The sequence below is a fragment of the Arthrobacter sp. SDR-2R genome, from assembly GCF_057747955.1.
Genome location: NZ_CM173231.1, coordinates 3,631,818 through 3,657,580, shown reverse-complemented (window position 1 = coordinate 3,657,580; position 25,763 = coordinate 3,631,818). Strand labels below are relative to the sequence as shown.

Annotated in this window: 22 protein-coding genes and 1 riboswitch; of the genes, 11 read left to right on the top strand and 11 right to left on the bottom strand. The window is 66.0% G+C overall.

The features are described 5' to 3' along the window. Positions 1 to 53: 53 nt before the first annotated feature. The 4 genes from AC3ANU_RS16820 to AC3ANU_RS16805 form a co-directional block, all read right to left on the bottom strand. Entirely contained in the window at positions 54 to 1,022 is a 969-nt protein-coding gene (locus AC3ANU_RS16820) for a hypothetical protein (protein ID WP_488314894.1), read from the bottom strand. Positions 1,023 to 1,230: 208 nt separating this feature from the next. After that, on the bottom strand, positions 1,231 to 2,301 hold the full coding sequence (locus AC3ANU_RS16815) for a Gfo/Idh/MocA family protein (protein WP_056393428.1): 1,071 nt from the start codon (positions 2,299 to 2,301) through the stop codon (positions 1,231 to 1,233). A gap of 167 nt (positions 2,302 to 2,468) precedes the next feature. Next, positions 2,469 to 3,191, bottom strand: coding sequence for an ABC transporter ATP-binding protein (locus AC3ANU_RS16810; protein WP_488314893.1), 723 nt, complete (start codon positions 3,189 to 3,191; stop codon positions 2,469 to 2,471). A gap of 2 nt (positions 3,192 to 3,193) precedes the next feature. Then, positions 3,194 to 4,654 carry an ABC transporter permease gene (locus tag AC3ANU_RS16805; protein WP_488314892.1) on the bottom strand — a complete coding sequence of 487 codons (1,461 nt, stop codon included), beginning with the start codon at positions 4,652 to 4,654 and terminating at the stop codon, positions 3,194 to 3,196. 144 nt (positions 4,655 to 4,798) lie between these two features. Between AC3ANU_RS16805 and AC3ANU_RS16800 the strand changes: the two genes are divergently transcribed. Further along, positions 4,799 to 5,833 (top strand): AAA family ATPase, encoded by a 1,035-nt coding sequence (locus AC3ANU_RS16800; protein ID WP_056393433.1) that lies wholly within the window; start codon positions 4,799 to 4,801, stop codon positions 5,831 to 5,833. A gap of 176 nt (positions 5,834 to 6,009) precedes the next feature. Here the strand turns inward: AC3ANU_RS16800 and AC3ANU_RS16795 are convergent, their stop codons facing one another. The 4 genes from AC3ANU_RS16795 to AC3ANU_RS16780 form a co-directional block, all read right to left on the bottom strand. Beyond that, entirely contained in the window at positions 6,010 to 7,104 is a 1,095-nt protein-coding gene (locus AC3ANU_RS16795; protein WP_026265927.1) for a substrate-binding domain-containing protein, read from the bottom strand. Positions 7,105 to 7,150: 46 nt separating this feature from the next. Beyond that, complete coding sequence (mmsB, locus tag AC3ANU_RS16790) at positions 7,151 to 8,437, bottom strand: multiple monosaccharide ABC transporter permease (protein ID WP_018770240.1); 1,287 nt, start codon at positions 8,435 to 8,437, stop codon at positions 7,151 to 7,153. A 44-nt stretch (positions 8,438 to 8,481) separates the two neighbouring features. Then, positions 8,482 to 10,044 carry a multiple monosaccharide ABC transporter ATP-binding protein gene (mmsA, locus tag AC3ANU_RS16785; RefSeq protein WP_018770239.1) on the bottom strand — a complete coding sequence of 521 codons (1,563 nt, stop codon included), beginning with the start codon at positions 10,042 to 10,044 and terminating at the stop codon, positions 8,482 to 8,484. A gap of 131 nt (positions 10,045 to 10,175) precedes the next feature. After that, complete coding sequence (locus AC3ANU_RS16780) at positions 10,176 to 11,366, bottom strand: ROK family transcriptional regulator (RefSeq protein ID WP_018770238.1); 1,191 nt, start codon at positions 11,364 to 11,366, stop codon at positions 10,176 to 10,178. Between the two features lie 239 nt (positions 11,367 to 11,605). Here AC3ANU_RS16780 and AC3ANU_RS16775 point away from each other — a divergent pair, with 239 nt between their 5' ends. Continuing rightward, entirely contained in the window at positions 11,606 to 12,463 is an 858-nt protein-coding gene (locus AC3ANU_RS16775; RefSeq protein WP_018770237.1) for a nitrilase-related carbon-nitrogen hydrolase, read from the top strand. Positions 12,464 to 12,469: 6 nt separating this feature from the next. Here the strand turns inward: AC3ANU_RS16775 and AC3ANU_RS16770 are convergent, their stop codons facing one another. Continuing rightward, positions 12,470 to 14,089 (bottom strand): PucR family transcriptional regulator, encoded by a 1,620-nt coding sequence (locus AC3ANU_RS16770; RefSeq protein ID WP_134164626.1) that lies wholly within the window; start codon positions 14,087 to 14,089, stop codon positions 12,470 to 12,472. Between the two features lie 214 nt (positions 14,090 to 14,303). Here AC3ANU_RS16770 and AC3ANU_RS16765 point away from each other — a divergent pair, with 214 nt between their 5' ends. Together AC3ANU_RS16765 and AC3ANU_RS16760 are read left to right on the top strand one after the other, a co-directional pair. Beyond that, positions 14,304 to 15,734, top strand: a complete 1,431-nt coding sequence (locus tag AC3ANU_RS16765; protein ID WP_018770235.1) for an amino acid permease — start codon at positions 14,304 to 14,306, stop codon at positions 15,732 to 15,734. Then, a complete protein-coding gene (locus tag AC3ANU_RS16760) occupies positions 15,731 to 17,467 on the top strand; it encodes a flavin monoamine oxidase family protein (RefSeq protein WP_268002795.1) in 1,737 nt (578 codons plus the stop codon). Before AC3ANU_RS16765 ends, AC3ANU_RS16760 begins: the two co-directional genes overlap by 4 nt. A 16-nt stretch (positions 17,468 to 17,483) precedes the next feature. Here AC3ANU_RS16760 and AC3ANU_RS16755 read toward each other — a convergent pair whose 3' ends face one another. After that, a complete protein-coding gene (locus tag AC3ANU_RS16755) occupies positions 17,484 to 18,002 on the bottom strand; it encodes a gamma carbonic anhydrase family protein (protein WP_488314891.1) in 519 nt (172 codons plus the stop codon). A 98-nt stretch (positions 18,003 to 18,100) separates the two neighbouring features. After that, entirely contained in the window at positions 18,101 to 18,961 is an 861-nt protein-coding gene (gene purU / locus AC3ANU_RS16750) for a formyltetrahydrofolate deformylase (protein ID WP_142068086.1), read from the bottom strand. Between the two features lie 43 nt (positions 18,962 to 19,004). Further along, positions 19,005 to 19,090, top strand: a riboswitch (ZMP/ZTP riboswitch). A 146-nt stretch (positions 19,091 to 19,236) separates the two neighbouring features. Between purU and glyA the strand changes: the two genes are divergently transcribed. The 7 genes from glyA (at position 19,237) to AC3ANU_RS16715 (ending at position 25,748) form a co-directional block, all read left to right on the top strand. Continuing rightward, the gene (gene glyA, locus AC3ANU_RS16745; RefSeq protein WP_018770231.1) at positions 19,237 to 20,535 is read left to right on the top strand and encodes a serine hydroxymethyltransferase; all 1,299 of its coding nucleotides are present in this window, start codon (positions 19,237 to 19,239) and stop codon (positions 20,533 to 20,535) included. Positions 20,536 to 20,538: 3 nt separating this feature from the next. Continuing rightward, positions 20,539 to 21,441, top strand: a complete 903-nt coding sequence (locus tag AC3ANU_RS16740) for a bifunctional methylenetetrahydrofolate dehydrogenase/methenyltetrahydrofolate cyclohydrolase (RefSeq protein WP_018770230.1) — start codon at positions 20,539 to 20,541, stop codon at positions 21,439 to 21,441. A gap of 161 nt (positions 21,442 to 21,602) precedes the next feature. After that, positions 21,603 to 22,544 carry an ABC transporter ATP-binding protein gene (locus AC3ANU_RS16735; protein WP_018770229.1) on the top strand — a complete coding sequence of 314 codons (942 nt, stop codon included), beginning with the start codon at positions 21,603 to 21,605 and terminating at the stop codon, positions 22,542 to 22,544. Beyond that, positions 22,537 to 23,421 carry an ABC transporter permease gene (locus AC3ANU_RS16730; protein WP_488314890.1) on the top strand — a complete coding sequence of 295 codons (885 nt, stop codon included), beginning with the start codon at positions 22,537 to 22,539 and terminating at the stop codon, positions 23,419 to 23,421. The genes AC3ANU_RS16735 and AC3ANU_RS16730 overlap by 8 nt, the downstream gene beginning before the upstream one ends. Beyond that, a complete protein-coding gene (locus tag AC3ANU_RS16725) occupies positions 23,418 to 24,263 on the top strand; it encodes an ABC transporter permease (protein ID WP_488314889.1) in 846 nt (281 codons plus the stop codon). Before AC3ANU_RS16730 ends, AC3ANU_RS16725 begins: the two co-directional genes overlap by 4 nt. Positions 24,264 to 24,340: 77 nt before the next feature. Further along, a complete protein-coding gene (locus tag AC3ANU_RS16720) occupies positions 24,341 to 24,904 on the top strand; it encodes a hypothetical protein (protein WP_488314888.1) in 564 nt (187 codons plus the stop codon). 10 nt (positions 24,905 to 24,914) lie between these two features. Then, entirely contained in the window at positions 24,915 to 25,748 is an 834-nt protein-coding gene (locus AC3ANU_RS16715; protein ID WP_488314887.1) for an exodeoxyribonuclease III, read from the top strand. The last annotated feature ends 15 nt before the right edge of the window (positions 25,749 to 25,763 follow it).

Here is a 25,763-nt window from a genome sequence, read left to right as displayed (position 1 = left end):
TTATCAGCTGCCCGTAAAGCCACGTGCTGCCCGTTGGGGGCAGACGGCCTCAACTAGTCAGGGGAAGAACCGGGGTCGAACGACACCGGCGCAGGGGCGTGCTCGGAGGCCTCGCCGGCGGGAACAGCGCCAGGCCGCTCAAAACCAAAATAGGCAGGGCTAAGCCATGCTGCGGCACCGGATGAACCGCCGGATGATCCAGCGCTGCCGGTGCCGGATCCCGGTGCGGCAGGAACCTGGGCAGGCAGCGGTGCCGGCTCGACGGGAAGGGGCTGCCCCGACGCGGGGTCAGCCGGGACAGACATGCCATCCCACGGGGAGGACGTGTTGGCCAGGGCTGCACTGCGTACCGTTGCCAAGGCCACGCCGCCGCCGGCAACCGGCGCCGTGGGCGACGCATCCGGTTCCTGCCCCGGTTCCAGCCCCGTTCCGGCCCCATCCGGAAGGATTTCCAAGGCCACGGGCTGAGCTGCCGCGGGACCAGGGACAACCCCGGAAGGAAGATCTGCCGGCACGGCGTCAGCGGCCGGGGCGGGAAGCGGAAGTGGAGCGGTGCCGGTCAGAAGATCGGCAACGGGCTGCAGCGCCGGTTCAACTACCGGGACGGCCTCGGCTGCAGGGGCTACAACAACCTGCACCACCCCGGCCGTCACTGTGTCGGCGATCTCCCCAACGGGAGCCGAGACAGTGGAAAGGGTTCCCGCCGGAATCACCTGGTCCAGCACGGGAACGGAGTTAATGAGCTTGTCGGCAACGCCGGCGACCTGGGCTACGACAGGCTGCACCAGTCCAGGGCCTGCAGCAGGTCCGGCCGGGGAGGCGGCAGGAGCCGGTGAAACAGTGTCCGCAAGTTCGTAGGCCAAGGATGAGGCCGAGCCGGTGACGCTGCCGAGCAGGGAAGGGGAGCCAGGCCCGGCGTCGGCGGATGCTGAAGTTGACGAAAGCGCCAGCCAAGTAACTGCGGCTGCCCCGGCAAGGAGCGCTGGTCGCAGGGCACGCCATGGCGAACTCATGCTAGCCATGCGTACCACCCCCCAGTGAGCTGTGCAATCAATGCTGGCTAAAGCCTATGACTCCTTGTTGCCGCAAGTCCAGACTTTGCTAAAGGGATTTTACAAAGGGCGGGAACAAGCACTGAAGGTGTCAAGGGCGAAAGCAGGAAGTCACATGCCCCAACCTCACCGCGAAAGCCGCCTTGCCGGCGTCGAGCATCTTTCGCGGCGCCTCTTGCTAATGGCCGTCGTTGGGGTAGGTCACACCGAGCTGGGCACGAACGCCATCGAATAGCCGCATGGTGTTCAGTGTGTCTTCGAGCGGCATCACCGGACTCTCCGTCACTCCCTGCTGGACACACCGCATTACTTCGCGCAGCTCGTAGGTGTACCCCTTGCCCACAACGTCGAAGGTTTCCGTCCGGCGGTCTTCCCACCCCTTGGTGATGAGGAGTTCGCGGGGGTTGTTGATGGAGCCCACGCTCTGCAGGAAGCCCAGGCTCCCTGCGACGGTCGCCGTGCGCGGACCGTGTGCCAGGAGTGAGGAGGTGAGCTGGACCTGGGCCGCGTGGCCGTAGCCGAGGGTCATGGCGTTCTGCGAATCCACGCCGTCGTCGTTGACGAAGCCCGTGGCGCTCACGGTGTGGGGAAAGCCAAGGGTGCCCAGCGCCCACAGGAGCGGGTAGACGGACAAGTCCAGCAACGCCCCTCCGCCGTCCTTCCGCGCCCACAACCTGGCCGTGGGGGAGTAGGGGGCGGGGAAGCCCAGGTCCGCGGTAATCCAGTGGATGTCGCCAAGTTCACCCGAAGCTGCGATCTGGAACGCGCGCTGCATCGAGGGCAGGAACCGGCTCCACATGGCTTCCATGAGGAAGAGACCTCGGCTGCGGGCAACATCGATGAGCTCGGATGCTTCCCGGGCGTTGATGGTGAACGCCTTCTCGCAGAGCACGTGCTTGCCGGCGTTGAGGGCGGCGAGAACCATCTCGTGGTGCTGCGCGTGCGGCGTGGCGACGTAGACAACGTCCACGGCGTCATCGGCGAGGAGCCGCTGGTAGCCGGGGACACCGCCGTCGTCACCATAGGCTTTTGCGAAGTCATAGGCCACGGCAAAAGCGTCCGCGCTGTCCTGCGCCCGGGAGCTGACCGCGTACAGCTCGGCGTCTTCAAGCAGCGCGAGATCCTGGGACACGGCGCGGGCGATGCTGCCCGTTGCAATAATTCCCCAGCGCAGGGGAGCCCCGGTGGCGGAGCGGGGATCCTGGTCAGGCTGGCTGGAAAGCCATGGCGTGGCGATGGGAGCAGTCATAGCTGCAATCCTGTCACAGCGGCGGGTGAGGACCGGGGACGTGCCGGCGGCGGGGACAGGCAATAAAGGGGCCAACGGTGGGGGACGGGATGTCCCCCACCGTTGGCCCCTTGGCTGAGGTCAGGCGGAAGCGGCGACGGCGGTCCGGCCGCGGACCGGTTCCTCCGTCAGCTTGCCCTGCTGGAGGCGGAAGCGGCGACGGCAGCCCGGCCGCGGACCGGTTCCTCCGTCAGCTTGCCCTGCTGGAGGCGGAAGCGGCGGTCCGTCTTGTTCGCCAGGGCCCGGTCGTGGGTGACCACCAGGATGGTGGTGTCGTGGTCGCGGCTCAGCGAGCTGAGGAGTTCGATGATGTGGTCGCCGGTCTGTTCGTCAAGGTTGCCGGTGGGCTCATCGGCGAGGATGAGCTTCGGTTCGTTGGCCAGGGCCCGCGCAATGGCCACCCTTTGCTGTTCGCCGCCGGAAAGCCGGTTGATGCGCCGTTCGTGCTTGGACGGATCCAGCTGGACCTGCTCCAGCAATTCCCTGGCGCGCTCCAGCCGGGCGGCCTTGCGCACCCCGGCAAATTCCATGGGGAGCATGACGTTGTCCACGGCGGACAGGTTGGGGATCAGGTTGAACTGCTGGAACACGAATCCGATGTCCCGGCGGCGGTATTCCGTCAGCTTGCTGTCCGGCAGGCTCGCCAGGCTGACGCCGTCCACGACGACGTCTCCGCTGGTGGGCTTGTCCAGTGCCCCAAGGAGGGACAACAGGGTGCTCTTGCCGCTGCCGCTCTTGCCCACGATCGAGGCCAGGGTGCCCTGGTCCAGGGCGAAGCTGACGTCGTTGACCGGTTTGATGGTGCGGTCACCGGAGTTGAAGGTGCGGACCAGGTTCTTGACTTCTATCATGGCTATTCTCCTCGCAGGACTTCGATGGGACGGATGCGCGCGGTGAGCAGCGCGGGAACCAGGGCGCCGATGATGGCGACACCGAACACAGCAGCGATGCCACCGGCGATCACACCCGGTAAGGCGCTGGCGGTCACGGAGTTCAACAGCTGGGAAGCGCCGCCGAAGGGTCCGCCCTGGCCGCCCGGGAAGCCCGCGCCACCACCGGCCCCGCCCGGGACACCGCGGCCCGTGGCGGCGGTGGTTCTGGTGGTGTTGCTGCTGATCAGTGCCGAGGCGATGCCGCCGCTGGCGAACGATGCAATGGCGGCACCGACGGCGCTGCCCAGGGCTGCCAGGACCAGTGCCTCGAGGACGAACTGCAGGCCGATGGTGCGGTTGGGCGCGCCGATCGCCTTCAGCACGCCGATTTCCCTGCGGCGCTCGCGGACCAGCATCACCATGATGAGCAGGATGATGAGCCCTGCGGTGCCCAGGGCGGCGATGAAGGCGATGAAGGAAATGTTCTTGACGCTGTCCAGCGAACTGACCGCGGTCTGCAGGTTCTGGCCCTGGGTGACATCGGCCTTGTCCGTGCCGAGAGCCGTCTGCAGGGCCGTCTTGGTGCTGGCCACGTTGTCCATGGAGTTGACCGTGACGATCATGCTGGACAGTTCACCCGGTGTGCCTGCCAGGGTCTGGGCGGTGGGGAGGGTGACATACACAGCGTTGTTGCCAAAGGTGGTGCCGGCGTCGAACAATCCCGAGACCGTGTAGGTCTGGTCGTTGATGGTGAAGGTGGAGCCAACCGTGAGGTTGTTCTTCCCTGCCAGGGTGGTGCCCAGCAGGGCACTGGTGGATGCTGCCGAGTAGTCGCCGAGCCCGGAGCCCTGCGTGATGTTCAGTGCCTTGCCGGTGGTGTCGACTTCGGCGCCAATGCCGGTGGCGGTGATCGGCAGGGACCGGACGGGCTGCTGCGTGGTTCCGGTGGAGCCCGTGCTTCCGTTGGCCTGCTGGTTGCGGTTGCCAAGGGTGCCCGCGTCCACCGCCGCCGTGAGGCTGGTGGTCAGTGTGGCTGCCGCCTGGCCGCCGGCGCCTCCCTGCCCGTTCTGGCCTCCGGGCCCTGCCTGCCCGGTCTGTCCCGTTTGCCCGGCCGCGGCCTGTGCGGCCGCTTCGGTGGCATTGCGCAGCCGCAGGGAGGATGTCCCGACGACGGCACTGACGTTGGGCACGCCGGCGGCCGTGGCTGCCTGGCTGGTGGTGAGCGGCTCACCGCCGCCTTCGAAACCTTGCCCGCCGGCGGGGTTGACGGTCAGGACGGTGCCGACGGACGCATTGAGCTCCTGCACTTTCGCCCCGACCGCCTGGTTGGCTACCAGCATGGCCAGGGCAAGGCCAATGGCGACGGCCAGCACCGCGACAACAGCTGCGGTGCGGACCGTGTTTCTGAAGGCATTGCCTACGCTTCGGGCAAGGACGCTCACGTTACTCCTATGACTCAGGTGCCGGCGCGGAGGGCCGGCTTCGCATCAACCCTCGCTGGGCATCCTGTGCAGCAATCCGGCCCCACCTGTGTCTGGGCTGTGAAGGCAGGGCCGGGAATCGAGTGCTGGTACTACAGTGGATGCATGGCTGCCAGCCGCAATCCGCTTGACGACCTGCGCGAAACCATCGGCCGTCTGGCCGATCAGCTCAAGCTGCCCGGTTCGGAGCGCGTCGACGACCTGGTGGGCGATCTCATGGCTGCGAGGCCCGGGCCGGCGCGGCCGCTGTCCGAGCTGCAGGCCGAGCTCGACGCCCTGGTCGGACTGGAGACAGTGAAGGAACAGGTGCGGGCGCTCGTCGCACTGCTCCAGGTCCAGGCCCGCCGTAAGGCGCACGGCCTGCCGGAGGTGGCCACATCACAGCATCTGGTATTCCTCGGAAACCCGGGCACGGGCAAGACCACCGTGGCGCGGCTCCTGGCCGAGATGTACCGCGCGGTCGGCCTGCTGCAGAAAGGCCATCTGGTCGAGGTCGACCGTTCGGGCCTGGTGGGGCAGTACGTCGGCACCACCGCCATCAAGACAGACCGGGTGATCCGGCGCGCGCTGGACGGCGTCCTGTTCATTGACGAGGCCTACGCGCTGGCCCCGGAGGACGGCCGGATGGATTTCGGCCCCGAGGCGATCGAGGTCCTGCTCAAGCGGATGGAGGACCACCGCCACCGCCTGGTGGTGATAGTGGCCGGGTACCCGCGGCTGATGGAGTCCTTCCTGCTCTCGAACCCCGGACTGCGCTCCCGGTTCGCCCGTGAAATCACGTTCCCCGACTACTCCGTCGACGCACTCCAGACGATCTTCCACCGGATGCTGGCCCAGCACGAGTACAGGCTGGAGCCGGGTGCGGACCAGATGCTGCGCCGCATTTTCACCGGGCTGCACGCGGGCGAGGACTCCGGCAACGCGCGGTTCGCCCGCACATTATTCGAGCAGGCGCTCAACCGTCAGGCGCTGCGGCTGTCGCTCGACGAGGAACAAAGTCTTGACGCGCTCGATCGTGAGGCCGTCATGACGCTCACCGCGGACGACATCGTCGGGGCCGCACTGGCCTTGGGCGAGGAGCCGGAGCCGGAACCGACGCCGGAACAGGAGCAGCCACGCTGGTGGCGCTGGCTGGTCTGACCGGATCTGCCGGCGCCGCGGCTTCGGGCTGCTCCCCGGACAGCGGACTGCCCTTAAAAAACGAAACTGCTCCCCGTAAGTCGGAACTGAATCTTCAGTCCAACTTACGGGGAGCAGTTCAGGGTGGGGCCGGGCTTCCCGGCCCCCGGGTGTACCGGCTGGTTCTAGAAGCTGTGCTACTTGGTGATCGGGCCCAGTACGGGATCGTCCTTGTAGGCCGTCTTGACGTTGGCAGAGGTCACGATGACCGGCTCCAGCAGGTATGCCGGAACGGTCTTGACCTTGTTGTTGTAGGACTTGTCATCGTTGATCTCCGGCTTCTTGCCTGCCTGAAGGTCCTTGACCATGGTGATGGCGTGCTCAACGAGCTTGCGGGTGTCCTTGTTGATGGTGGAGTACTGCTCGCCCGCCAGGATGGACTTGACGGACTCAACCTCGGAGTCCTGGCCGGTGATGACCGGAATCGGCTTGCCAGCTGCCTTGACCGAGGTCAGGACGGCGCGGGCCAGGGTGTCGTTGGGGGAGAGCACGCCATCCAGGGTTGCGCTGCCATAGCTGCCCGTGAGCAAGGTGTCGGCACGGCGCTGGGCGTTCTCTGCCTTCCAGCCCTGGGTTACAGCCTGCTCAAAACCTGTCTGGCCGGACAGGACCTTGAGGGTGCCGTCGTCGATCTTCGGCTTCAGGACGCTCATGGCGCCGTCGAAGAACACCTTGGCGTTGGCATCATCAGGGGAACCGGCAAACAGTTCGATGTTGTACGGACCGGACGGCTTCTTGGCCTTCATGCCGTCGAGCAGGGCCTGGCCCTGGAGGACACCGACCTTGAAGTTGTCGTAGGCCACGTAGTAGTCGACGTTCTCGGTGTTCAGCAGCAGGCGGTCGTAGGCGATGATGGTGGCGCCGCTGTCCTTGGCCTGCTTGAGCTGGGTTCCCAGCTGGGAGCCGTCGATGGCGCCCACGATAATGACCTTGGCACCCTTGGTGACCATGGCGCTGATCTGGTTCTGCTGCTCCGAAACGCCGCCGTTGGCGAACTGGACATCGGCCTTGAAACCGGCGCCGTTGAGGCCGTCGTTGAAGAGCTTCTCTGCCAGAACCCAGTTTTCACTGGTCTTCTGGGGCAATGCCACGCCGATGGACGAGTCCTGCGGGAATCCGCCTGCGCTGCCGCTGGAGCCGCCACCGGACTCGGAGCGTCCACAACCCGTCAGCGCCAGTGCTGCGATGGCAGCGACTGCCGCGGCCTTTCCTGCTTTACCAATCATTCGCATTGTTGGTTCTCTCTCTATTTGGTGTTAAAAGGTCAGGTCGCAGAGCTCAGGCTTCCCTGGCGATCGCTTCCTTGGTGGAGGTGGTTTCGTCGGGCTGAAGAGGGTTGCTGGGGCCGCCGCCGGAGGAGCGGTTGAAGTTCCTGGTCAGCATGCCAATGATCGACGTCTTGCCCTGGGACTTGTTGTAAACATCGAATGCGACCGCGATCAGGAGCACCAGGCCCTTGATGATCTGGGTCAGGTCTGCGCCGACGCCGAGAAGCTGGAGGCCGTTGTTCAGGACGGCCATGACCAGGCCACCGATGATGGACCCAATCACCGTGCCCACGCCGCCGGTAACGGCCGCGCCGCCGATGAAGACTGCGGCGATGGCATCAAGTTCCCAACCGACGCCGTCGAAGGGACCCGATGCAGTGGAACGGCCAACGAAGATCATGCCGGCCAGGCCGGCCAGGATGGACATGTTCATCATCACCAGGAAGTTGACCTTCTTGGACTGGACGCCGGACAGCTCTGCCGCATGGCGGTTGCCACCCACTGCGTAGACGTGGCGGCCGATGATCGTCCGGGAGGAGATGAAGCCGTAGATCAGGACAAGGACGGCCAGGATGAGGCCGGGGATGGGGAAGGAAGTACCAGGGCGGCCCGTGGCGAACAGGTACGTGGCGTACAGGATGGCGGCGCAGACGAGGACCAGCTTCAGGACCGTAACCCACATTTCGGGAACTTCGGCACCGAGGGCATTGGCCCTGGAGCGGGACCGCAGCTCGCTGACAACCACGAAGACGGCGGCGGCAAGGCCAAGCAGCAGGGTCAGGTTGTTGTAGCCCAGGTTGGGCCCCACCTCGGGGAGGTAGCCGGAGCCAAGGTATTGGAAATCGGCGGGGACCGGGATGGTGTTGGATTTGCCAACGAACTGGTTGAAACCACGGAACAGGAGCATGCCGGCCAGCGTCACGATGAACGCCGGGATTCCGACGTACGCCGTCCACCAGCCTTGCCAGGCGCCGATCACCGCGCCCAGCAGCAGACCCAGCAGGACCCCTGCGTACCAGGGGATGCCCCAGTCACGGATGGCAAGGGCCACGGTGACGCCGACGAAGGCCGCGACAGAGCCGACGGACAGGTCGATGTGTCCTGCAATGATCACCAGCACCATGCCGATGGCCAGGATGAGGATGTAGGAGTTGCCGTTGAAGAGGTTGATGACGTTGCCGGGGGTGAGGGTCCGGCCGCTGGTGGCGATCTGGAAGAAGATGATCAAGGCCACCAGGGCGAAGATCATGCCGAATTGGCGGGTGTTTCCGCCAAACAGCTTTTTGAGGGCGTTCATGGTGTCAGTCCTTGTGTCCGGAAGGTTCTGGAATGGCCAGTGGGTCAGGCGGCTTTTCGGGGCGCGGCGGAGGTCATCAGTTTCATCAGGCTTTCCTGAGTGGCCTCGTCCTTGTTCAGGACGCCCGTGATGGCGCCTTCGAAGATCGTGTAGATGCGGTCAGACAGTCCCAGGAGTTCGGGGAGCTCCGAGGAGATGACGATGACCCCTTTGCCCTGGTTGGCCAGCTGCTGGATGATGCCGTAAATCTCGTACTTGGCCCCGACGTCGATGCCGCGGGTGGGCTCGTCCAGGATCAACAGGTCGGGGTCGGTGAACATCCACTTGGCGAGCACCACCTTCTGCTGGTTGCCGCCGGAAAGCTTGGCCACGCCTTCCTCCACGGACGGCGTCTTGGTGCGCAGCGACTTGCGGTACTGCTCAGCAACCGTGAACTCCTGGTTGGGGTCCACCACGTAGTTGTGGCTGATCTTCCTCAGGTTGGCCGCCACCGTGGTGGTCTTGATGTCGTCGAGCAGGTTCAGGCCCAGGGACTTCCGGTCCTCGGTGACGTAGCCCAGCCCGGCATCGATGGCCTGCCGGACGTTCTTGAGGGTGACCTCGCGGCCGTCCTTGTAGATGTGGCCGCTGATGAACCTGCCGTAGGACCGGCCGAAGACGGAGCGTGCCAGTTCGGTCCGCCCTGCGCCCATAAGGCCGGCAAACCCGACGATTTCGCCCCGGCGGACAAAGAAGCTGGATCCCTTGCAGACGAGGCGGTCCTGGATGGCCGGGTGGCCCACGGTCCAGTCCTTGACCTCGAAAAACACTTCCCCAATCTTGGGCGTGTGCTCCGGGAACCGGGACTCGAGGGTGCGTCCCACCATGCCCTTGATGATCCGGTCCTCGTCAACCCCGTCTGCTTTGACGTCAAGGGTCTCGATGGACTGGCCGTCACGGATGATGGTGATGGAGTCGGCGATCTGCTCGATCTCGTTGAGCTTGTGGGAAATGATGATTGAGGTAATGCCCTTGGCCTTCAGGCCCAGCATCAGGTCCAGCAGGTGCTGTGAGTCCGACTCGTTCAGGGCGGCCGTCGGCTCGTCCAGGATAAGGATCTTCACGGACTTATTCAGGGCCTTGGCGATCTCCACCAGCTGCTGCTTGCCGACGCCGATTTCCTTGATGGGGGTGTCGGGGTCATCACGCAGGCCCACGCGCGCCAGGAGGTCCAGGGACCGCAGCCGGGCTTCAGCCCAGTCGATCACCCCGCGCTTGGTGGGTTCGTTGCCCAGGAAGATGTTTTCCATGATGGACAGCTCGGGGATCAGCGCGAGTTCCTGGTGGATGATCACGATGCCGGCGTGTTCGCTGGCCCTGATGTCCCGGAAGTGCTGAACCTGCCCCTGGTAGACGATGTCGCCGTCGTAGCTTCCGTACGGGTAAACGCCGGACAGGACCTTCATGAGGGTGGACTTGCCGGCGCCGTTTTCGCCGCAGATGGCGTGGATCTCGCCGGCCTTAACCCGGAGGCTCACGTTCGACAAGGCTTTAACGCCGGGGAATTCCTTGGTGATGGACCGCATCTCGAGAATGATCGGATCCGTATGCGTGGTCTGGGACGTCATGAACCCTAACCCTCCAATGCAATGACTTCTTTGTCCGGCCGGCAAAGCGCAGGGCCGTCTGAACCAAAAGTAAACTGGATCACAGCTGTTGTCGTCAAGTCTTTAACGCAATTGCTGGGTAACGATGTGGTCTACGGCTTGCGGATCCCGGCATGCTGGAAGACCAGGGCGGCCGCGCCGAGGGCCTCTGCCCGGTCACCCAGGGAGGACATGGTGAGGGTGGTGGTCTCCCCGATGACCGGCACCGCATGCCGGATCAGCCCCCTCCGGATTGGGTCCAGGAGTATGTCCCCCAGGCCTGCCAGCGGCCCGCCCACCACGATCACCTCGGGGTTGATCAGGTTCGCAACATTGCCCAGCGCCCGGCCCACCGCCAGTCCCGCATCGTCCACCACACGCAGGGTGGCGGAGTCCCTGTTCAGGGCCTTGCGGACAATATCCGCCGGCGTCAATGGCCGGTCCTCGCCCCGGCTGAGGAGCTCAATCATGGTGGTGGTGGATGCTATGGTTTCGAGGCATCCACGGTTGCCGCAGCGGCACACCAGGCCCTGTTCGTGGATGGTGGCATGGCCTATTTCGCCGGTGATTCCAACGTTGCCGTAGTACGGCGAACCGTTGAGGATCAAGCCGGCGCCGATGCCGGAACCGATCTTCAGGAACATCAGGTTGCTGACGCCGGAGTGCTGCCCCCAGGTCACCTCGGACCATGCGCCCAGATTGGCGTCGTTGTCAACGAATACGGGGATTCTCAACGTTTCCTCCAGGTGCTGAAGGATGTTGATGCCCACCCATTCGGGAAGGATGGCCCCTTGGGCCACGGTCCCGGTCCGCCGGTCAATGGGGCCCGGAATACCGACGCCGGCGCCCACCACGGAGGTGCGTTCCACCCCGCTTTCCCGGAGTAGTTTCTCCAGTAGTTCCACCGCTGCATGGATGCCCTCATCCGCCTGGTGGCCCAGCGGGAGCAGCACTGATTCTTCAGCGATGACGTGGTAGCTGAGCGAGGCCAGGACCACCCGCAGGTGCCGCCGGCCGAAGTCGATGCCGACCGCCACGGCGCCGTTGCTGTTCAGTCGCACATTCAGCGCCCGGCGCCCTGAACTGGTTATCGGCTCTGTGGATGCCAGGCCGGAGTCAAGCATGATTTTGACGATGTTCGAGACGGTGGCGGTGGAGAGCCCCGTCTGCCGGGCGAGCTCCGCCTGCGTGGACGGGCCGCCCATGAGTGCCTCAATAATCCGCTGCTGGTTCAGTTGCCGCAGGGCGGACTGGGACCCCGGATTCTTGGGCTTGCTCCTCGTTGAGCGCGTGGTTGCGGACATGCTAAGAAGATTGCCCTATCGCTGCTCTTGTAGTCAAGAAGTTAACGCATGGCCTGTACGGGCATGCAGGAAATCGGCCGTCATGAGTACCCTCCGCGGCATCTGTGCATTCCGTCCCGGCGCGCGCGCGCCCGGGTCCAAACGACCCACAATCCTCCGCTGGCGGCTGGTTAGGCTGGAACGAGAGATCAGTCGGGCCCAGCCATTTCAGATGGACGGGGATACAGAAGGTGGTAACGATGCTGCTGTCCGTCCTGCAGGCGAACGCCGTGGTCCTGGACGTCGAGGCCAATCTTCGGACCATCGACGACGCCGCCACCCGGGCTGCCCGTGCCGGTGCCCACCTGCTCCTGACGCCGGAGCTTTTCCCCGTGGGCTACGCCCCGCTGCGGGTGCGCGGCGACCTGGACCCGGCAACCCTTCCCGCTATCCGCGAACGGCTGGCTGATATCGCCCGCCGTAACAGGATTGCCCTTGTCTACAGCCTGCCCGCCGAAGCGGCTGGGGACGGTGCGGGCGCTGGGGTCGCCGGCAGCCCCGCGTGGCACATTACAGCGACCCTGGTTGATGCCACGGGCACCGAACTCCTCAGGTATGCCAAGGTGCATCTGTTCGGCAATGAGGAACGCAAGGCGTTCGTGGCAGCCGCGCAACCTCCCGCCGTCGTGGATTTCGAGGGTGTCCGCACCTCCCTGCTGATCTGCTACGACATCGAGTTCCCCGAGGCCGCCCGGGCAGCGGCGGCCCGCGGCGCGGAACTGCTCCTGGTCCCCACTGCCCTGTCGGCCGGTTACGACGCCGTGCCCCGGGTACTCATCCGGGCGCGGGCGCTGGAAAGCCAACTTCATGTTGCCTATGCCAACCACTGTGGGGTCGAGGACGCCTACACTTTCGGCGGCGGAAGCGTGGTGGCGGGACCCGACGGCAGGCTCCTCGCCGAAGCAGCGGACACCCCTGCAGTGCTTTTCGCGGAGATAGGCCCTGATGCGGTGCGCGCAGCCAGGGACGAGGTGCCGTACCTGCGGGAACGCCGGCCGGAGCTTTACCGGGAGTGGGAGGCCGGCCTGGCGCGGGAAGCAGGCCAGCAGGGCGGATGACCGCCTTCAGGCGCCGTTTCCCGCCGCCCCGCCGGTCAGCCCTTCGGTGTACTGCAGCGCAATCCAGAGCTCAGCCCGCACCTGCGCCTGGTTGAGGTCCATCCCCAGCAGGTCGGCAATGACGCCGATCTGCCGCCGCACGCTGTTGCGGTGCAGCCCCAGCAGCTTGGCGGAACCATCCCAGCTGCCGTTTTCGCCAAGCCAGCCACGCAGGACGGCCAGCAGCGGATCGCGCCGGTCCGGTTCGAGCGCCAGGACAGGATGCAGGAGCCGCTCGGCCAGCAAGGTTCCGGCCTCACGGCCCAGCAGGCCCGTGACCGACCAGGACACCTCGTCGGCCCGCAGGCTCTGTCCACTTCGCTGGACCCGGCTGCGCAGGGACGTGGCCCGTTGGTACGCGGCGGGAAGGCTGGTCAGCTCGGTGGGTTCGCCGATCACCAGGCGCCAGCCGAGCCTCTCGACGTCGGCAAGCAGCGCGTCGTCCACCTTGAGCCGGGTCAGCGCGGCGAACCCGTAGTCGGTGATCTCCACCAGCTTGGTGTCGAACATGCGCCGCCACTGCAGCAGTTCCCTGACGGGGCTGTCTCCCGCCGGCCACTCCGGGGCATCCACCTTGACGCCTTGAAGCACGCGGATGGGCGCGGACCGGGTGGAAGACAGGCTCTGCGCCAGCAGGTCCTTGAGCCCGTTGACGTGCTTGCTCCCGCCGGTGGTGAGGCTCTCGGGGTGCAGCAGGACGGCGGTGGCCAGCTGGCTGGGGGCGAGCGAGCCACTGGTTCGCTGCCGGACCAGCAGCTCCAGCAGTCCGACGGCGGACTGGACCACGTTGTTCTGGGCGGGGGTCAGCGGATCGTCCGAGCCCAGGATCAGGGCACCGAGGTTGGCGTCCCTGGTGCTCCGCAGCGGATGGCCCACCACCAGCGCCGAGCCGGGCTGGTCAAAGCCGTCCATTTCCACCCGGGGGCCACGGCCGGACAGCAGCCGTTCCAGCATGGGTTCCAGCAGGGAAAGTTCGACGGCGGTGCTGCCGCCGGCGCTGGTGCCCCGGGCCCGGACCCGGCCGTCCGCTCCCACCATCACGGCCCACACGGGCACGCGCTGGACCAGCGCAGCCAGCAGTTCGTGCTCCGGTTTGGGGGAGAGGACGGCGCGCATGAGCTGCCGGTTGGTCTCTGCCAGCTGCCGGAAGACCCTGGCGTTGTCGGTTTCCAGGAGCTGGGAAAACTGCAGGCCGATCGCCGCGAAGGGAAGCGACTCGGGCACCTCGAACAAGGTGAGGTTGTGCCGCCGGCACGCGTCGAGGACCACCTCCGGGACGGCGTCGAAGTACGGCCTGATCCCGAAGCCCAGGGCCGCCACCTTGGCCTCCACCAGCCGGCGGACATAGGCGTCCACGCTGGCGGGTGATCCCCCGTCACCAAGGAAGGGGAGGCCGGCGGTGAGCAGGAATTCCCCCTCCGGAAGGTAGGGCGTGGGGTCCTCCAGCTCACTGGGCTCAACCCACCGCAGCAGCCGGCCGCCGCTGCCGCCGTCGTGAAGCATTGTCAACAGCGGCGGCAGCTGGTCGAGGAACTGCTGGAGGGTGACGAAGCTCAGCCGTCCTGACGTGGCCGGCTCAGCCGACATCATGTGCATTAAGTCTCATGATGGATCACTATAAGTCATTTTGCACCGCGCTGAGAGTTGGCTCACATGCCAACCTTGGGAAGGGGAAACCGACAACTACTCTGAAGGGACGTCAACGGTGACTGTGCCTGTGACCACCGAACAAACTCTTGTGCCAAGCGGCGTGCGGCCCAGCCTCCGGACACAGCTGCTGCGCCGTAAACCGATCGGCCAGATGGTAAGCGAGGCCGGAACAGGCCAGGACGGCACTGGACTGGTTCGCAGTTTCGGCATCCTCCACCTGACCATGATCAGCGTGGGCGCCACCCTGGGGACCGGCATCCTGGTGATCCTTGGCGAGTCGGTTCCGTTGGCAGGCCCGGCCATCTGGATCTCTTTCGTCATCGCCGGCCTGGCCGCGCTGCTCTCCGCGGTGTCCTACGCCGAAATGGCAGGCCTGGTCCCCGTCGCGGGCTCCAGCTACTCCTACTCCTACGCCACCATGGGCGAGGGGATGGCCTGGATCTGCGGGTGGTGCCTTGTCCTTGAATACGCCGTCTCCGTCGCTGCCGTAGCTGTGGGGGCAGGGCAGTACGTCAACGAGGCGCTGGCAGCGTTCGGCCAGGTGCTGCCCGATGCCATGTCGCAGCCGCCCGGGGACGGCGGACTGGTGAACATCCCAGCGGTGGCCATCGTGGTGCTGGCCATGGTCCTGCTGGTCCGCGGCGCCCGTGAAAGCGCCTGGATCAACACCGCCGTCGTCATCATCAAGATCGGCATCCTGCTGTTCTTCTGCGCTGTTGCCTTTACTGCCTTCAACGCCGGCAACTTCGAACCGCTCCTTCCCATGGGTGCCGCAGGTGTGTCCGCGGCCGCTTCCCGGGTGTTCTTTTCCTACATCGGTTTCGACGCGGCATCCACTGCGGGCGAAGAGGCCAGGAACCCCAAACGCGATCTTCCCCGCGCCATCCTGCTGTCCATGGTGATCGTCACCAGCATCTACGTCCTCGTGGCCGTCGCCGCCATCGGTGCCCGGCCCTGGGGCTGGTTCGACGGCACCGAAGCCGCCCTGGTCCAGATCCTGGAGGAGACCACCAACCAGCCGTGGATCGCCTTGGTCTTTTCGGTCGGCGCTGTCCTTGCGATCGCCAGCATCGTGCTCACGGTCCTGTATGGCCAAACCCGCATCCTGCTCTCGATGTCCCGGGACGGCCTGGTGCCCGAGGTCTTTGGACGCGTCTCCGCCCGGACCGGCACCCCGGCCGCGGGAACCCTGATTGTCGGCACCGCCGTCGCACTCACCGCGGGCCTGGTCCCGCTCGGCGCCCTCGCCGATGCCACCAGCATCGGAACCCTGTTCGCCTTCGCGCTGGTCAATGTCGCCGTCATCTACCTGCGGCGCAACCGGCCGGACCTCAAGCGAAGCTTCCGGGTGCCGCTGTATCCCTTGACTCCCGTGCTGGGCACGCTGATGTGCGCCTACCTGATGGCCAACCTTGGAGCCGATACCTGGGTTGTCTTTGGTGCCTGGATGCTGGTGGGGATCGCCATCTACTTCGGCTATGGACGCCGGAACTCGAAGGTAGCGGCTCTCAGTGAGCTCGACTACCGTGAACTGACCGCCAAGGCCCCACGCCAGGAACCTGTGAAAGCAGAACTATCATGACAACCGCAACCGAACTGCCGGCCTTCGACCCCTCCAGCACCTCAGCGGCTCCCGCAGACGCCGCCGGACGGGGCATCGCCGGAAACGCGGCCCCCATCACCATGCTGAACCCCGACTTTCCGTTCAGCTACGACCACTACCTGGCCCACCCCGATGGCCTGGGTTCCGTCCCGCCGGAGCTTTACGGCACGGAAGTTGCCGTCATCGGCGCCGGCCTCTCCGGCTTGGTGACCGCCTATGAACTGATGAAACTGGGACTGCGGCCCGTGGTCTATGAAGCGGACCAGATCGGCGGGCGGCTCCGCACCGCCGCCTTCCCCGCAGCGCCCGGAGTGGTGGCGGACCTGGGCGGGATGCGCTTCCCGGTATCGGGCAAGGCCTTCTACCATTACGTGGACCTGCTGGGCCTGGAGACCCAGGAGTTCCCAAACCCCCTCGCCGAGGCCACGTCCAGCACCGTGATCGAGCTGGCCGGCAAGAAGCACTATGCGGAGAAGCCGGGCGACCTTCCGCCGTTCTTCCGCGAGGTGGCCGACGCCTGGAAGGCCGCGGTCAATGACGGCGCCAAGTTCGTCGAAATGCAGGACGCCATCCGGGCCCGGGACATGGCCCGCATCAAGGACCTCTGGAACGAACTGCTGCCGCTCATGGACGAGCAGACCTTCTACGGCTTCATCGCAGCCAGCGAGTCCTTCAAGAAGGCAGGCTTCGCCCACCGGGAGGCCTTTGGCCAGGTGGGGTTCGGCACCGGCGGCTGGGACACCGACTTCCCCAACTCCATACTTGAAATCCTTCGCGTGGTCTACACCGACGCGGACGACCAGCACCGGCTGATCCGCGGGGGAGCACAGCGCCTGCCCGAGGCACTCTGGCAGCACGCGCCGTCGGACATGGTGCACTGGCCCGCCGGCACCTCCCTTTCCTCGCTGCACTCCGGATCGCCCCGCGGTGCCGTGGGAAGGATCAGCCGCGACCCGGACGGGAACCTGCGGATCCGTGAACGCTGGGGCCGCGAGGCCAGCTACCCGGCGGTGGTGACCACCTGCCAGTCCTGGCTGCTGTCCACCCGGATCCACACGGAGGAGGCCTTGTTCCCGGCCGAGCTGTGGACCGCGATGGAGCGCTCGCACTACATGCAGTCCTCCAAGACGTTCGTCATGGTGGACCGGCCGTTCTGGAAGGACATCGACCCGGACACCGGCAACGAGGTCCTGTCCATGACGCTGACCGACAGGCTGAACCGCGCCACCTACCTGCTGGACAACGGCCCGGACCAGCCCGCCGTCATCCTGCTCTCCTACACCTGGAACGACGACGCGCTGAAGTGGCTGGCCCTTGACGCCGACGAACGCGTGGAACTGATGCTGCACTCGCTCGAACAGATCTACCCCGGAGTGGACATCGCAGGGCACATCGTGGGCCAGCCCATCACCGTGTCCTGGGAGGCGGACCCCAACTTCATGGGTGCCTTCAAAGCCAACCTCCCCGGCCACTACCGCTACCAGCAGAGGCTGTTCACCCACTTCAAGCAGGACAAACTGCCGGAGTCCCAGCGCGGCATCTTCCTGGCCGGCGACGACGTCTCCTTCACCGCCGGCTGGGCGGAAGGCGCCGTCACCACGGGGCTGAACGCGGTGTGGGGCGTGGTGAAGCACCTGGGCGGGTCCTCCGCGCCGGGCAACCCCGGCCCGGGCGACCTGCTGGACGAGTTCGGGCCCATCAGCCTGGACTGATTCAGGCCGGACTGGGTCAGGCGTGGAGCTCGCGGTGCTTCGCCGCGAGTTCCACGTAGCGCGCCGCATTGGCGCGGACGCCGTCGAACTCTCCATCCGTGAGTTCGCGGCGCACCTTGGCGGGCACGCCCGCCACCAGCGACCGGGGCGGAACCACCGTTCCTTCAAGCACGACGGCGCCGGCCGCCACCAGCGAGCCGGCGCCGATCACGGCGCCGTTGAGGACGGTGGCGCCCATGCCGATCAGGCAGTCGTCCTCCACCGTGCAGCCATGGACGACGGCGGCGTGCCCCACGCTGACCCGTTCGCCCACCGTGCAGGGGAAGCCGGGGTCGGCGTGCAGCACCACGTTGTCCTGCAGGTTGCTGCCGGCACCCACGGTGATGGCCGCGGTGTCGGCGCGGACGGAGACGCCGTAGAAGGCACTGGAATCCGGTCCCAGGCTGGCGTTGCCGATGATCGAGGCCGACGGGGCTACGAACGCTGAGTCATGGACAGCCGGGGAATTTCCGGCGAAAGGGTACAGAGGAGCCATGGCTTCACCCTAAGCCACCCCTGCACCCAACTGACTCGCAGTAGATGCCGTTTTGAGGCCCCAAAACGGCATCTACTGCTACCTAGTTGAAGACCGCGTCAGTTGAAGACCACTGTTCGGTTGCCGTCCAGGAGCACGCGGTGCTCGGCGTGCCACTGCACGGCCTGGACCAGCGTGCGCCCCTCCACGTCGCGGCCCATCTGCACGAACTGCTCAGGGGTGCGGGCGTGGTCCACCCGGATGACTTCCTGTTCGATGATGGGCCCCTCATCCAGGGCGGCCGTCACATAGTGAGCCGTGGCACCGATCAGCTTCACGCCGCGGGCATGTGCCTGGTGGTACGGCTTGGCGCCCTTGAAGGAGGGCAGGAACGAGTGGTGGATGTTGATGGCCTTGCCGGTCAGCTCGGTGCAGAGTTCATCGGAGAGGATCTGCATGTAGCGGGCCAGCACGGTCAACTCGATATCGTGCTCCGCGATGATGGCGCGCAGTTTGTCCTCCGCCTGCACCTTGGTGTCCTTGGTCACCGGGATGTAGTGGAAGGGGATGCCGTAGAACTCGGCCAGCCCGGCGAGATCCTGGTGGTTGGACACAATGGCGGGAATCTCAATGGGCAGGGTGCCCGAGCGCTGCTGGAACAGCAGGTCGTTGAGGCAGTGGGCAGAAGTGCTGGCCATAACCAGGGTGCGCACCTTGTCGCCAACAGTATTGAGGTTCCACTGCATGGAGAAGGCCTCCGCCACTGGCTCCAGCGCGGCACGGAGCTCCGACTTGGGGGCTGCAGTGGTCACCTCAACGCGCATGAAGAAGTTCCCGGTTGAAGGGCTGCCGTACTGCTGCGAATCCGTGATGTTGCACCCCGCCACCAGCAGCGCTCCGGCCACCGCGTGGACGATTCCGGGACGGTCCGGGCAGGACAGGGTTACAACGTACGCTTGGTTCAGCTGCTCTTCATTCACGCGTAATAGCCTACCCGCGCCGGGGGCGCCGGTTTTGGTAGGCTGGGATGGTCGCAACTGGCGTTGGGTGGCTAACCACCAGGGAGCGGCAATCACGAAGACCACGGATCGTACGCCTGGGCCGAGGGTCATGTTTTGCCGGAAATGGGGCTGCACCCGCGTCAGCGCAGCAGCGCCATGCCGAGCTTTCACGCCCTGTCATCAACGCGGTGCGAAAGTGCGCCACCCGGTAGCCTGACCTAAGCAGTGCCCATATCCCTAGCCAGGAGTTCTCCGTGACTACTACAGCCACCTCAACCACAGCCGTGAGCAACCAGCCGTTGGCTGAGCTCGATCCCGAAATTGCAGCAGTGCTGGACCAGGAGCTCGGCCGCCAGCGCGGCACCCTGGAAATGATTGCCTCCGAAAACTTTGCGCCCCGCGCCGTGATGGAAGCCCAGGGCTCCGTCCTCACCAACAAGTACGCCGAGGGCTACCCGGGCCGCCGCTACTACGGCGGCTGTGAATACGTCGACATCGCAGAGCAGCTGGCCATCGACAGGGTCAAGGCACTGTTCGGCGCCGAATACGCCAACGTCCAGCCGCACTCCGGCGCGCAGGCCAACGCCGCCGCCCTCTCCGCCATGATCACCCCGGGCGACAAGATCCTGGGCCTGTCCCTGGCCCACGGCGGGCACCTGACCCACGGCATGAAGCTGAACTTCTCCGGCAAGCTGTACCAGGTGGCCGCCTACCAGGTCGAGGAAGATACCTTCCGCATCGACATGGACAAGCTCCGCGAGCAGGCCATCGCCGAAAAGCCGCAGGTCATCATCGCCGGCTGGTCCGCCTACCCGCGCCACCTCGACTTCGCCGCCTTCCGCTCCATCGCCGATGAGGTTGGCGCGCTGCTCTGGACCGACATGGCACACTTCGCCGGACTGGTTGCCGCCGGACTGCACCCGAGCCCGGTGCCGCACTCCGACGTCGTCACCTCCACCGTGCACAAGACCCTGGCAGGGCCCCGCTCGGGCGTGATCCTCGCCAAGGAGCAGTGGGCCAAGAAGCTGAACTCCAGCGTCTTCCCGGGCCAGCAGGGCGGGCCGCTGATGCACGTCATCGCCGCCAAGGCCGTGGCCTTCAAGATTGCCGGCACGCAGGAATTCAAGGAGCGCCAGGAGCGCGTCCTGGAAGGCGCCCGGATCATCGCCGACCGCCTGAACCAGGCCGACGTGTCAGAGGCCGGCGTCTCCGTCCTCACCGGCGGCACGGACGTCCACCTGGTGCTCGTGGACCTTCGCAACTCGCAGCTGGACGGCCAGCAGGCAGAAGACCTGCTGCACTCGGTGGGCATCACCGTCAACCGCAACGCCGTGCCGTTCGACCCCCGCCCGCCGATGGTCACCTCCGGCCTGCGCATCGGCACCCCGGCCCTGGCCACCCGCGGCTTCGGTGCCGCCGAATTCACCGAGGTGGCCGAGATCATCGCCACCGCCCTCAAGGCAGGCACCAGCACCGACGTCGAGGCCCTGCAGGCCCGCGTGGACAAGCTGGCAGCCGACTTCCCGCTCTACCCGCAGCACGAGCAGTGGTAACCGATGGCTGAAACCACAACCGCACAGATCCTTGACGGCAAGGCTACCGCCGCCGCCATCAAGGCCGAGCTGACCGAACGCGTGGCCGCACTCAAGGCCAAGGGCGTCACGCCCGGCATCGCCACTGTGCTGGTGGGAGCGGACCCCGCCTCGCAGCTGTACGTGTCCATGAAGCACAAGCAGTCCGAGCAGATCGGGATGAACTCCATCCAGCGTGAGCTTCCGGCCGATGCCACGCAGGAACAGGTGGAGGCCCTCATTGACGAACTCAATGCGGACCCGGCCTGCCACGGCTACATTGTGCAGTTGCCGCTGCCCAAGCACCTGGACACGGACGCCATCCTGGAGCGCATCGATCCCGCCAAGGATGCCGACGGCCTGCACCCCACCAACCTTGGCCGGCTTGTGCTGAACGTCAACAACAAGATCACCACGCCGCTGCCGTGCACCCCCCGCGGGGTCATCGAGCTCCTGGAGCGCAACGGATACAGCCTGGCAGGCAAGCACGTTGTGGTGGTGGGGCGCGGCGTCACGATCGGCCGCTCAATCGGCCTGCTGCTCACGCGGCGCGAGGTGAACGCCACCGTGACCCTGACCCATACCGGGACCAGGAACCTGTCAGAACTGCTCCGGCAGGCGGACGTCATCGTGGGCGCGGCCGGTGTGAAGCACATCGTCAAGGCCGCGGACGTAAAGCCGGGCGCAGCGGTGCTGGATGTCGGCGTTACCCGCGAGACCGATCCGGACACCGGCAAGAGCCGCGTCTACGGCGACATCGATCCCGCCGCCGCCGATGTGGCCGGCTGGATTTCGCCGAACCCCGGGGGCGTCGGTCCCATGACCGTGGCGCTGCTGATGACCAACGTGGTGGAGGCCGCCGAACGCGCGGCAGCCAACGCGCACTAGTCCCCGGCACTAAGTGCACGACGGCGGCACGGTACCTTCCGCAGGGAAGGCGCCGTGCCGCCGTCGTCCGTTTCAACGTAACTGCAAGCACACTTCCACCTGCGCCGCGCCTCCACTAGTCTGCACAGGTGCACAACCACGCCCTTACCCCCTCCGGCACGATGACCGGGGGCCCGCCGTCCGGCACCGTCATCTCCGCCGAAAACCTGACCAAGACCTACGGCGACGTGGCCGCCGTGGACGGCATCTCGTTCACCGTGCAAGCGGGGGAGTCCTTCGGCCTCCTGGGGCCCAATGGGGCGGGCAAATCCACCACCATGAAGATGATCGGCGGCGTGACCCGCCGGTCCGCCGGCCGGCTCACCATCATGGGCCTGGACCCGGACACGCACGGACCCGAGGTACGCGCCCACCTGGGCGTGGTTCCGCAGCAGGACAACCTGGACGAGGAACTCCGCGTCCGCGACAACCTCCTGGTCTACGGCCGCTACTTCGGCCTGCCCATGAGCTACCTCAGGCCCAAGGCCGATGAACTGCTGGAGTTCGCACAGCTGACGGACAAAGCGAGGTCCAAGGTGGACGCGCTCTCCGGCGGCATGAAACGCCGCCTGACCATCGCCCGTTCACTGATCAACGAGCCGCAGATCCTGCTGCTGGACGAGCCCACCACGGGCCTGGATCCGCAGGCCCGGCACATCCTGTGGGACCGCCTGTTCCGGCTCAAGGAGCAGGGCGTCACGCTGATCCTCACCACCCATTACATGGATGAGGCCGAGCAGCTCTGCGACCGGCTGATCGTGGTGGACAAGGGCCGGATCATGGCCGAGGGCTCGCCCGCGCAGCTGATCCGCGGGCATTCCACCCGGGAGGTGGTGGAACTGCGGTTTGGTTCCGAGCGGAACGCCGCAATCGCGTCCCGGCTGGAAGGCATCGGGGAACGGCTTGAGGTGCTGCCGGACCGGGTGCTGATGTACGCGCACGACGGCGAGTCAGCCCTTGAGCAGGTGTCGGCCCGCGGCCTGAGGCCGCTGACATCGCTGGTCCGGCGGTCGTCGCTGGAGGATGTGTTCCTTCGGCTCACCGGCAGGAGCCTCATTGACTGATAGGCAGGCGTCCGGGCGGCAGCCGACCGGAGGGCAGGCAGGGGCCGCGCAGCCGGGCGGCCTGCGCGCGCATGCGCCGGCGGTTTCGGCGGCAAGGGCGCGGCGCTGGGGCTCCTTCTACTATGCCGAGCAGGTGCTCCGGGTGATGAAGGGTTACAGCTGGTCCATCCTGATGTACAGCGTGGGCCAACCGGTGGCGTACCTCTTCGCCATGGGGGTGGGGCTGGCCACCCTGGTGGATACCGGCAACGCGGCCTTTGGCGGCGTGTCCTACCTCGCCTTTATCGCCCCGGCGCTGCTGGTGGCCGCCGCCGTGATGACGGCAGCCAACGAGTTCACTTTTCCCGTCATGGCAGGATTCAAATGGCGCCGGGTCTACTACGGCCCGCACGCGTCGCCGCTGACGCCGCAGCAGATCGCCGCCGGGCAGGTCATGGCCGTGACGCTGCGCCTGGTGCTGCAGTCGGCCATCTACTTCGCGGCCGTGGCGCTGTTCGGTGCCTCGCCGTCGGGCTGGGGCTGGGCCGGGATACTGGTGGCCACCCTGACAGGGCTGGCCTTCGGGCTGCCGCTGATGGCATATTCCGCATCGATCACCGAAGACAAGGGGCAGTTCGCACTGGTGATGCGGTTCATCGTGATGCCGCTCTTCCTGTTCTCCGGGACGTTCTTCCCGCTGGACAACCTGCCGTTGGCGGTCCGCTGGGTGGGCTGGATTTCGCCCATCTGGCATGGCACCGAACTGGGCCGGGTGCTCAGCTTCGGATACCGCGAACCGGCGGTCCTCAGCGTGCTCCATGCGGCCGTCCTGGCGGCGTTGGCAGTCACCGGCTGGGTCCTGACGCGGCGCCGGTTTGCCCTGAGGATGGGCCAGTGAGCGCATTTTCCGGTCCCGCCGGCGCCTCCCGGAGCGCCGCGGAGCAAGCCCGCAGCCGCACTTTCGGGCCCCTGTATTCAGGCAATGCCAGGGCAGTCATTGCCCGTGGGCTGATGGCCACACGGAGCACCAACTGGCTGGTGATGCTGTCCGGGTTCTTTGAGCCGGTGCTGTTCCTCCTTTCCATGGGGGTGGGACTGGGCGCCATTGTTGGCAGCGTCCAGGGACCCAACGGAACCACTATCAGCTATGCGGCCTACATCGCACCGGCACTGCTGGCCGTCTCCGCGATGAACGGCGCCGTCTATGACTCCACCTGGAACGTCTTCTTCAAGATGAACTTCGCCAAGCTCTACCAGGGCATGCTGTATACGTCCCTGGGCCCGCTGGACGTGGCGCTTGGCGAGATCTTCCTGGCCCTGCTGCGGGGGATGCTCTACGCCACCGGCTTCACTGCGGTCATGGGCATCATGGGACTGATCACCACGCCCTGGGCACTGCTGATGATCCCAGCCTCGGTGCTGATCGCCTTTGGGTTCGCCAGCCTGGGCATGGGCATCACCAGCTTCCTCAAGACCTTCCAGCAGATGGACTGGATCAACTTCATCCTGCTGCCCATGTTCCTGTTCAGCGCCACGTTCTACCCGCTCAGCGTCTACCCACAGCCCATCCAGTGGTTCATCCAGGCCATGCCGCTCTGGCACGGGGTGGAACTGCTGCGGCAGATCAGTGTGGGCACTTTTACGGCTGCCACGCCACTGCATGTTGGCTACTACCTGGTGATGACCGCCGTGGGGATGCTGCTGACCACATTGCGCCTGCGGAGTTTGTTCCTGAAATAGCCTGCCCGGCGAGCTGCCCTGTTCGCCGGGGGTGGAAGGCGGCGGGAGCACAGTCCGCCGTTTGAGACAATGGCTGCATGCGAACTTTGGGCAGCTCCTCGTCATCTTCCAAACCCGCCCGGGGCGGTTTTTCCATGTTCCGGATCAGCGGGCCGGGCCTGATGGTCCTGGTGACGGCGTTCATTGTGGCCGTGATCTTCGCCGCAAACCAGAACGACGTGGTGGGCTGGGTTGTCGCCATCATCGCCGCCTTCTGGCTGGCACTGGCTGCGTTCGTGGTCTTCAGCATCCAGCGGGCCGCCAGGAAAGCGGGCGCAAAGCTGTCCGAAGCCCAGAGCGCCTTCAACACCGCCACCGGCCGCGTACCGGCCCGCACCTCCGCCGACCACGGCGGCACCCGGGTGGTCTACGAACGTTCCGAGGCAGACGAGGTGCGCGACCTGAAGCTGGACCATTCCTTCAAGATCGTCCAGGTGCAGGTCCGCGTGGTGGAGGAGGAGCGGGCCAAGGGCGCCGCCGCCAACCAGGACACGATCAACCGCGCACTTGAAACCATCGAGATCACAGCCACCAACGCCCGGGAGATGATCAAGTCCTCCGGCGGCAGCGGGGAGCCGGTGACCGGAACCATCATCGACTAGAGTGGAGCGGGTGAGCTCGGCATTGAACAAGGACCACCTTCGCATCGCATCCGTCAACGTAAACGGCCTCCGGGCTGCCTACAAGAACGGTATGGCGGCCTGGCTTGAGCCGCGGGAAGTGGACATCCTCTGCCTGCAGGAGGTCCGAGCCCCTGACGCCGTCGTCCGGCAACTGCTGGGGGAGGACTGGCATATCCTGCACGCGGAAGCGGAAGCAAAAGGTCGTGCCGGCGTCGCCATTGCCTCCCGCCAGGAGCCCCTGGCCACCAGGAACGGCATCGGGGACGACTACTTCGCCACCGCCGGGCGCTGGGTTGAAGCCGACTTCCGCGTCCCCGACGCCGCAGGGAACCCCGTGCAGCTCACGGTTGCCAGCGCCTATGTGCATTCCGGTGAAGTGGGGACGCCCAAGCAGGATGACAAGTTCCGCTTCCTGGACGTCATGACCACCCGCCTGCCGGAACTGACCAAGCACAGCGACCACGCCCTGGTGGTGGGCGACCTCAACGTGGCGCACACCCCCCGTGACATCAGGAACTCCATGGGCAACCTCAAGAAGGCCGGGCACCTGCCGGAGGAACGTGCCTACTTCGACCGGTTCTTCGGTGAGGAGATCGGCTGGCATGACGTCCACCGGACCCTGGCCGGGGATGTCGACGGGCCCTACACATGGTGGTCCTGGCGCGGCAAGGCATTCGACAACGACACCGGCTGGCGCATCGACTACCACATGGCCACCCCCGAACTGGCGGCCTCCGCCATTTCGGCTGTCGTGGACCGTGCAGCCTCCTGGGACACCCGCTTCTCCGATCACGCCCCGCTGGTAGTGGATTACCAGCTCTAAGCCCGAAAGTTTTCC

What these genes read in the sequence shown, in the direction of transcription:
- AC3ANU_RS16780 (WP_018770238.1), bottom strand. Translation starts at nt 11,366, where the DNA reads ATGTCCGCAACCACGCGCTCAACGAGGAGCAAGCCCAAGAATCCGGGG.
- AC3ANU_RS16720 (WP_488314888.1), top strand. Translation starts at nt 24,341, where the DNA reads ATGCGAACTTTGGGCAGCTCCTCGTCATCTTCCAAACCCGCCCGGGGC.
- AC3ANU_RS16815 (WP_056393428.1), bottom strand. Translation starts at nt 2,301, where the DNA reads ATGACTGCTCCCATCGCCACGCCATGGCTTTCCAGCCAGCCTGACCAG.
- AC3ANU_RS16775 (WP_018770237.1), top strand. Translation starts at nt 11,606, where the DNA reads ATGCTGCTGTCCGTCCTGCAGGCGAACGCCGTGGTCCTGGACGTCGAG.
- AC3ANU_RS16800 (WP_056393433.1), top strand. Translation starts at nt 4,799, where the DNA reads ATGGCTGCCAGCCGCAATCCGCTTGACGACCTGCGCGAAACCATCGGC.
- AC3ANU_RS16770 (WP_134164626.1), bottom strand. Translation starts at nt 14,089, where the DNA reads ATGTCGGCTGAGCCGGCCACGTCAGGACGGCTGAGCTTCGTCACCCTC.
- mmsB (WP_018770240.1), bottom strand. Translation starts at nt 8,437, where the DNA reads ATGAACGCCCTCAAAAAGCTGTTTGGCGGAAACACCCGCCAATTCGGC.
- mmsA (WP_018770239.1), bottom strand. Translation starts at nt 10,044, where the DNA reads ATGACGTCCCAGACCACGCATACGGATCCGATCATTCTCGAGATGCGG.
- AC3ANU_RS16810 (WP_488314893.1), bottom strand. Translation starts at nt 3,191, where the DNA reads ATGATAGAAGTCAAGAACCTGGTCCGCACCTTCAACTCCGGTGACCGC.
- AC3ANU_RS16740 (WP_018770230.1), top strand. Translation starts at nt 20,539, where the DNA reads ATGGCTGAAACCACAACCGCACAGATCCTTGACGGCAAGGCTACCGCC.
- AC3ANU_RS16820 (WP_488314894.1), bottom strand. Translation starts at nt 1,022, where the DNA reads ATGGCTAGCATGAGTTCGCCATGGCGTGCCCTGCGACCAGCGCTCCTT.
- AC3ANU_RS16795 (WP_026265927.1), bottom strand. Translation starts at nt 7,104, where the DNA reads ATGCGAATGATTGGTAAAGCAGGAAAGGCCGCGGCAGTCGCTGCCATC.
- AC3ANU_RS16760 (WP_268002795.1), top strand. Translation starts at nt 15,731, where the DNA reads ATGACAACCGCAACCGAACTGCCGGCCTTCGACCCCTCCAGCACCTCA.
- AC3ANU_RS16765 (WP_018770235.1), top strand. Translation starts at nt 14,304, where the DNA reads ATGGTAAGCGAGGCCGGAACAGGCCAGGACGGCACTGGACTGGTTCGC.
- AC3ANU_RS16735 (WP_018770229.1), top strand. Translation starts at nt 21,603, where the DNA reads ATGACCGGGGGCCCGCCGTCCGGCACCGTCATCTCCGCCGAAAACCTG.
- AC3ANU_RS16755 (WP_488314891.1), bottom strand. Translation starts at nt 18,002, where the DNA reads ATGGCTCCTCTGTACCCTTTCGCCGGAAATTCCCCGGCTGTCCATGAC.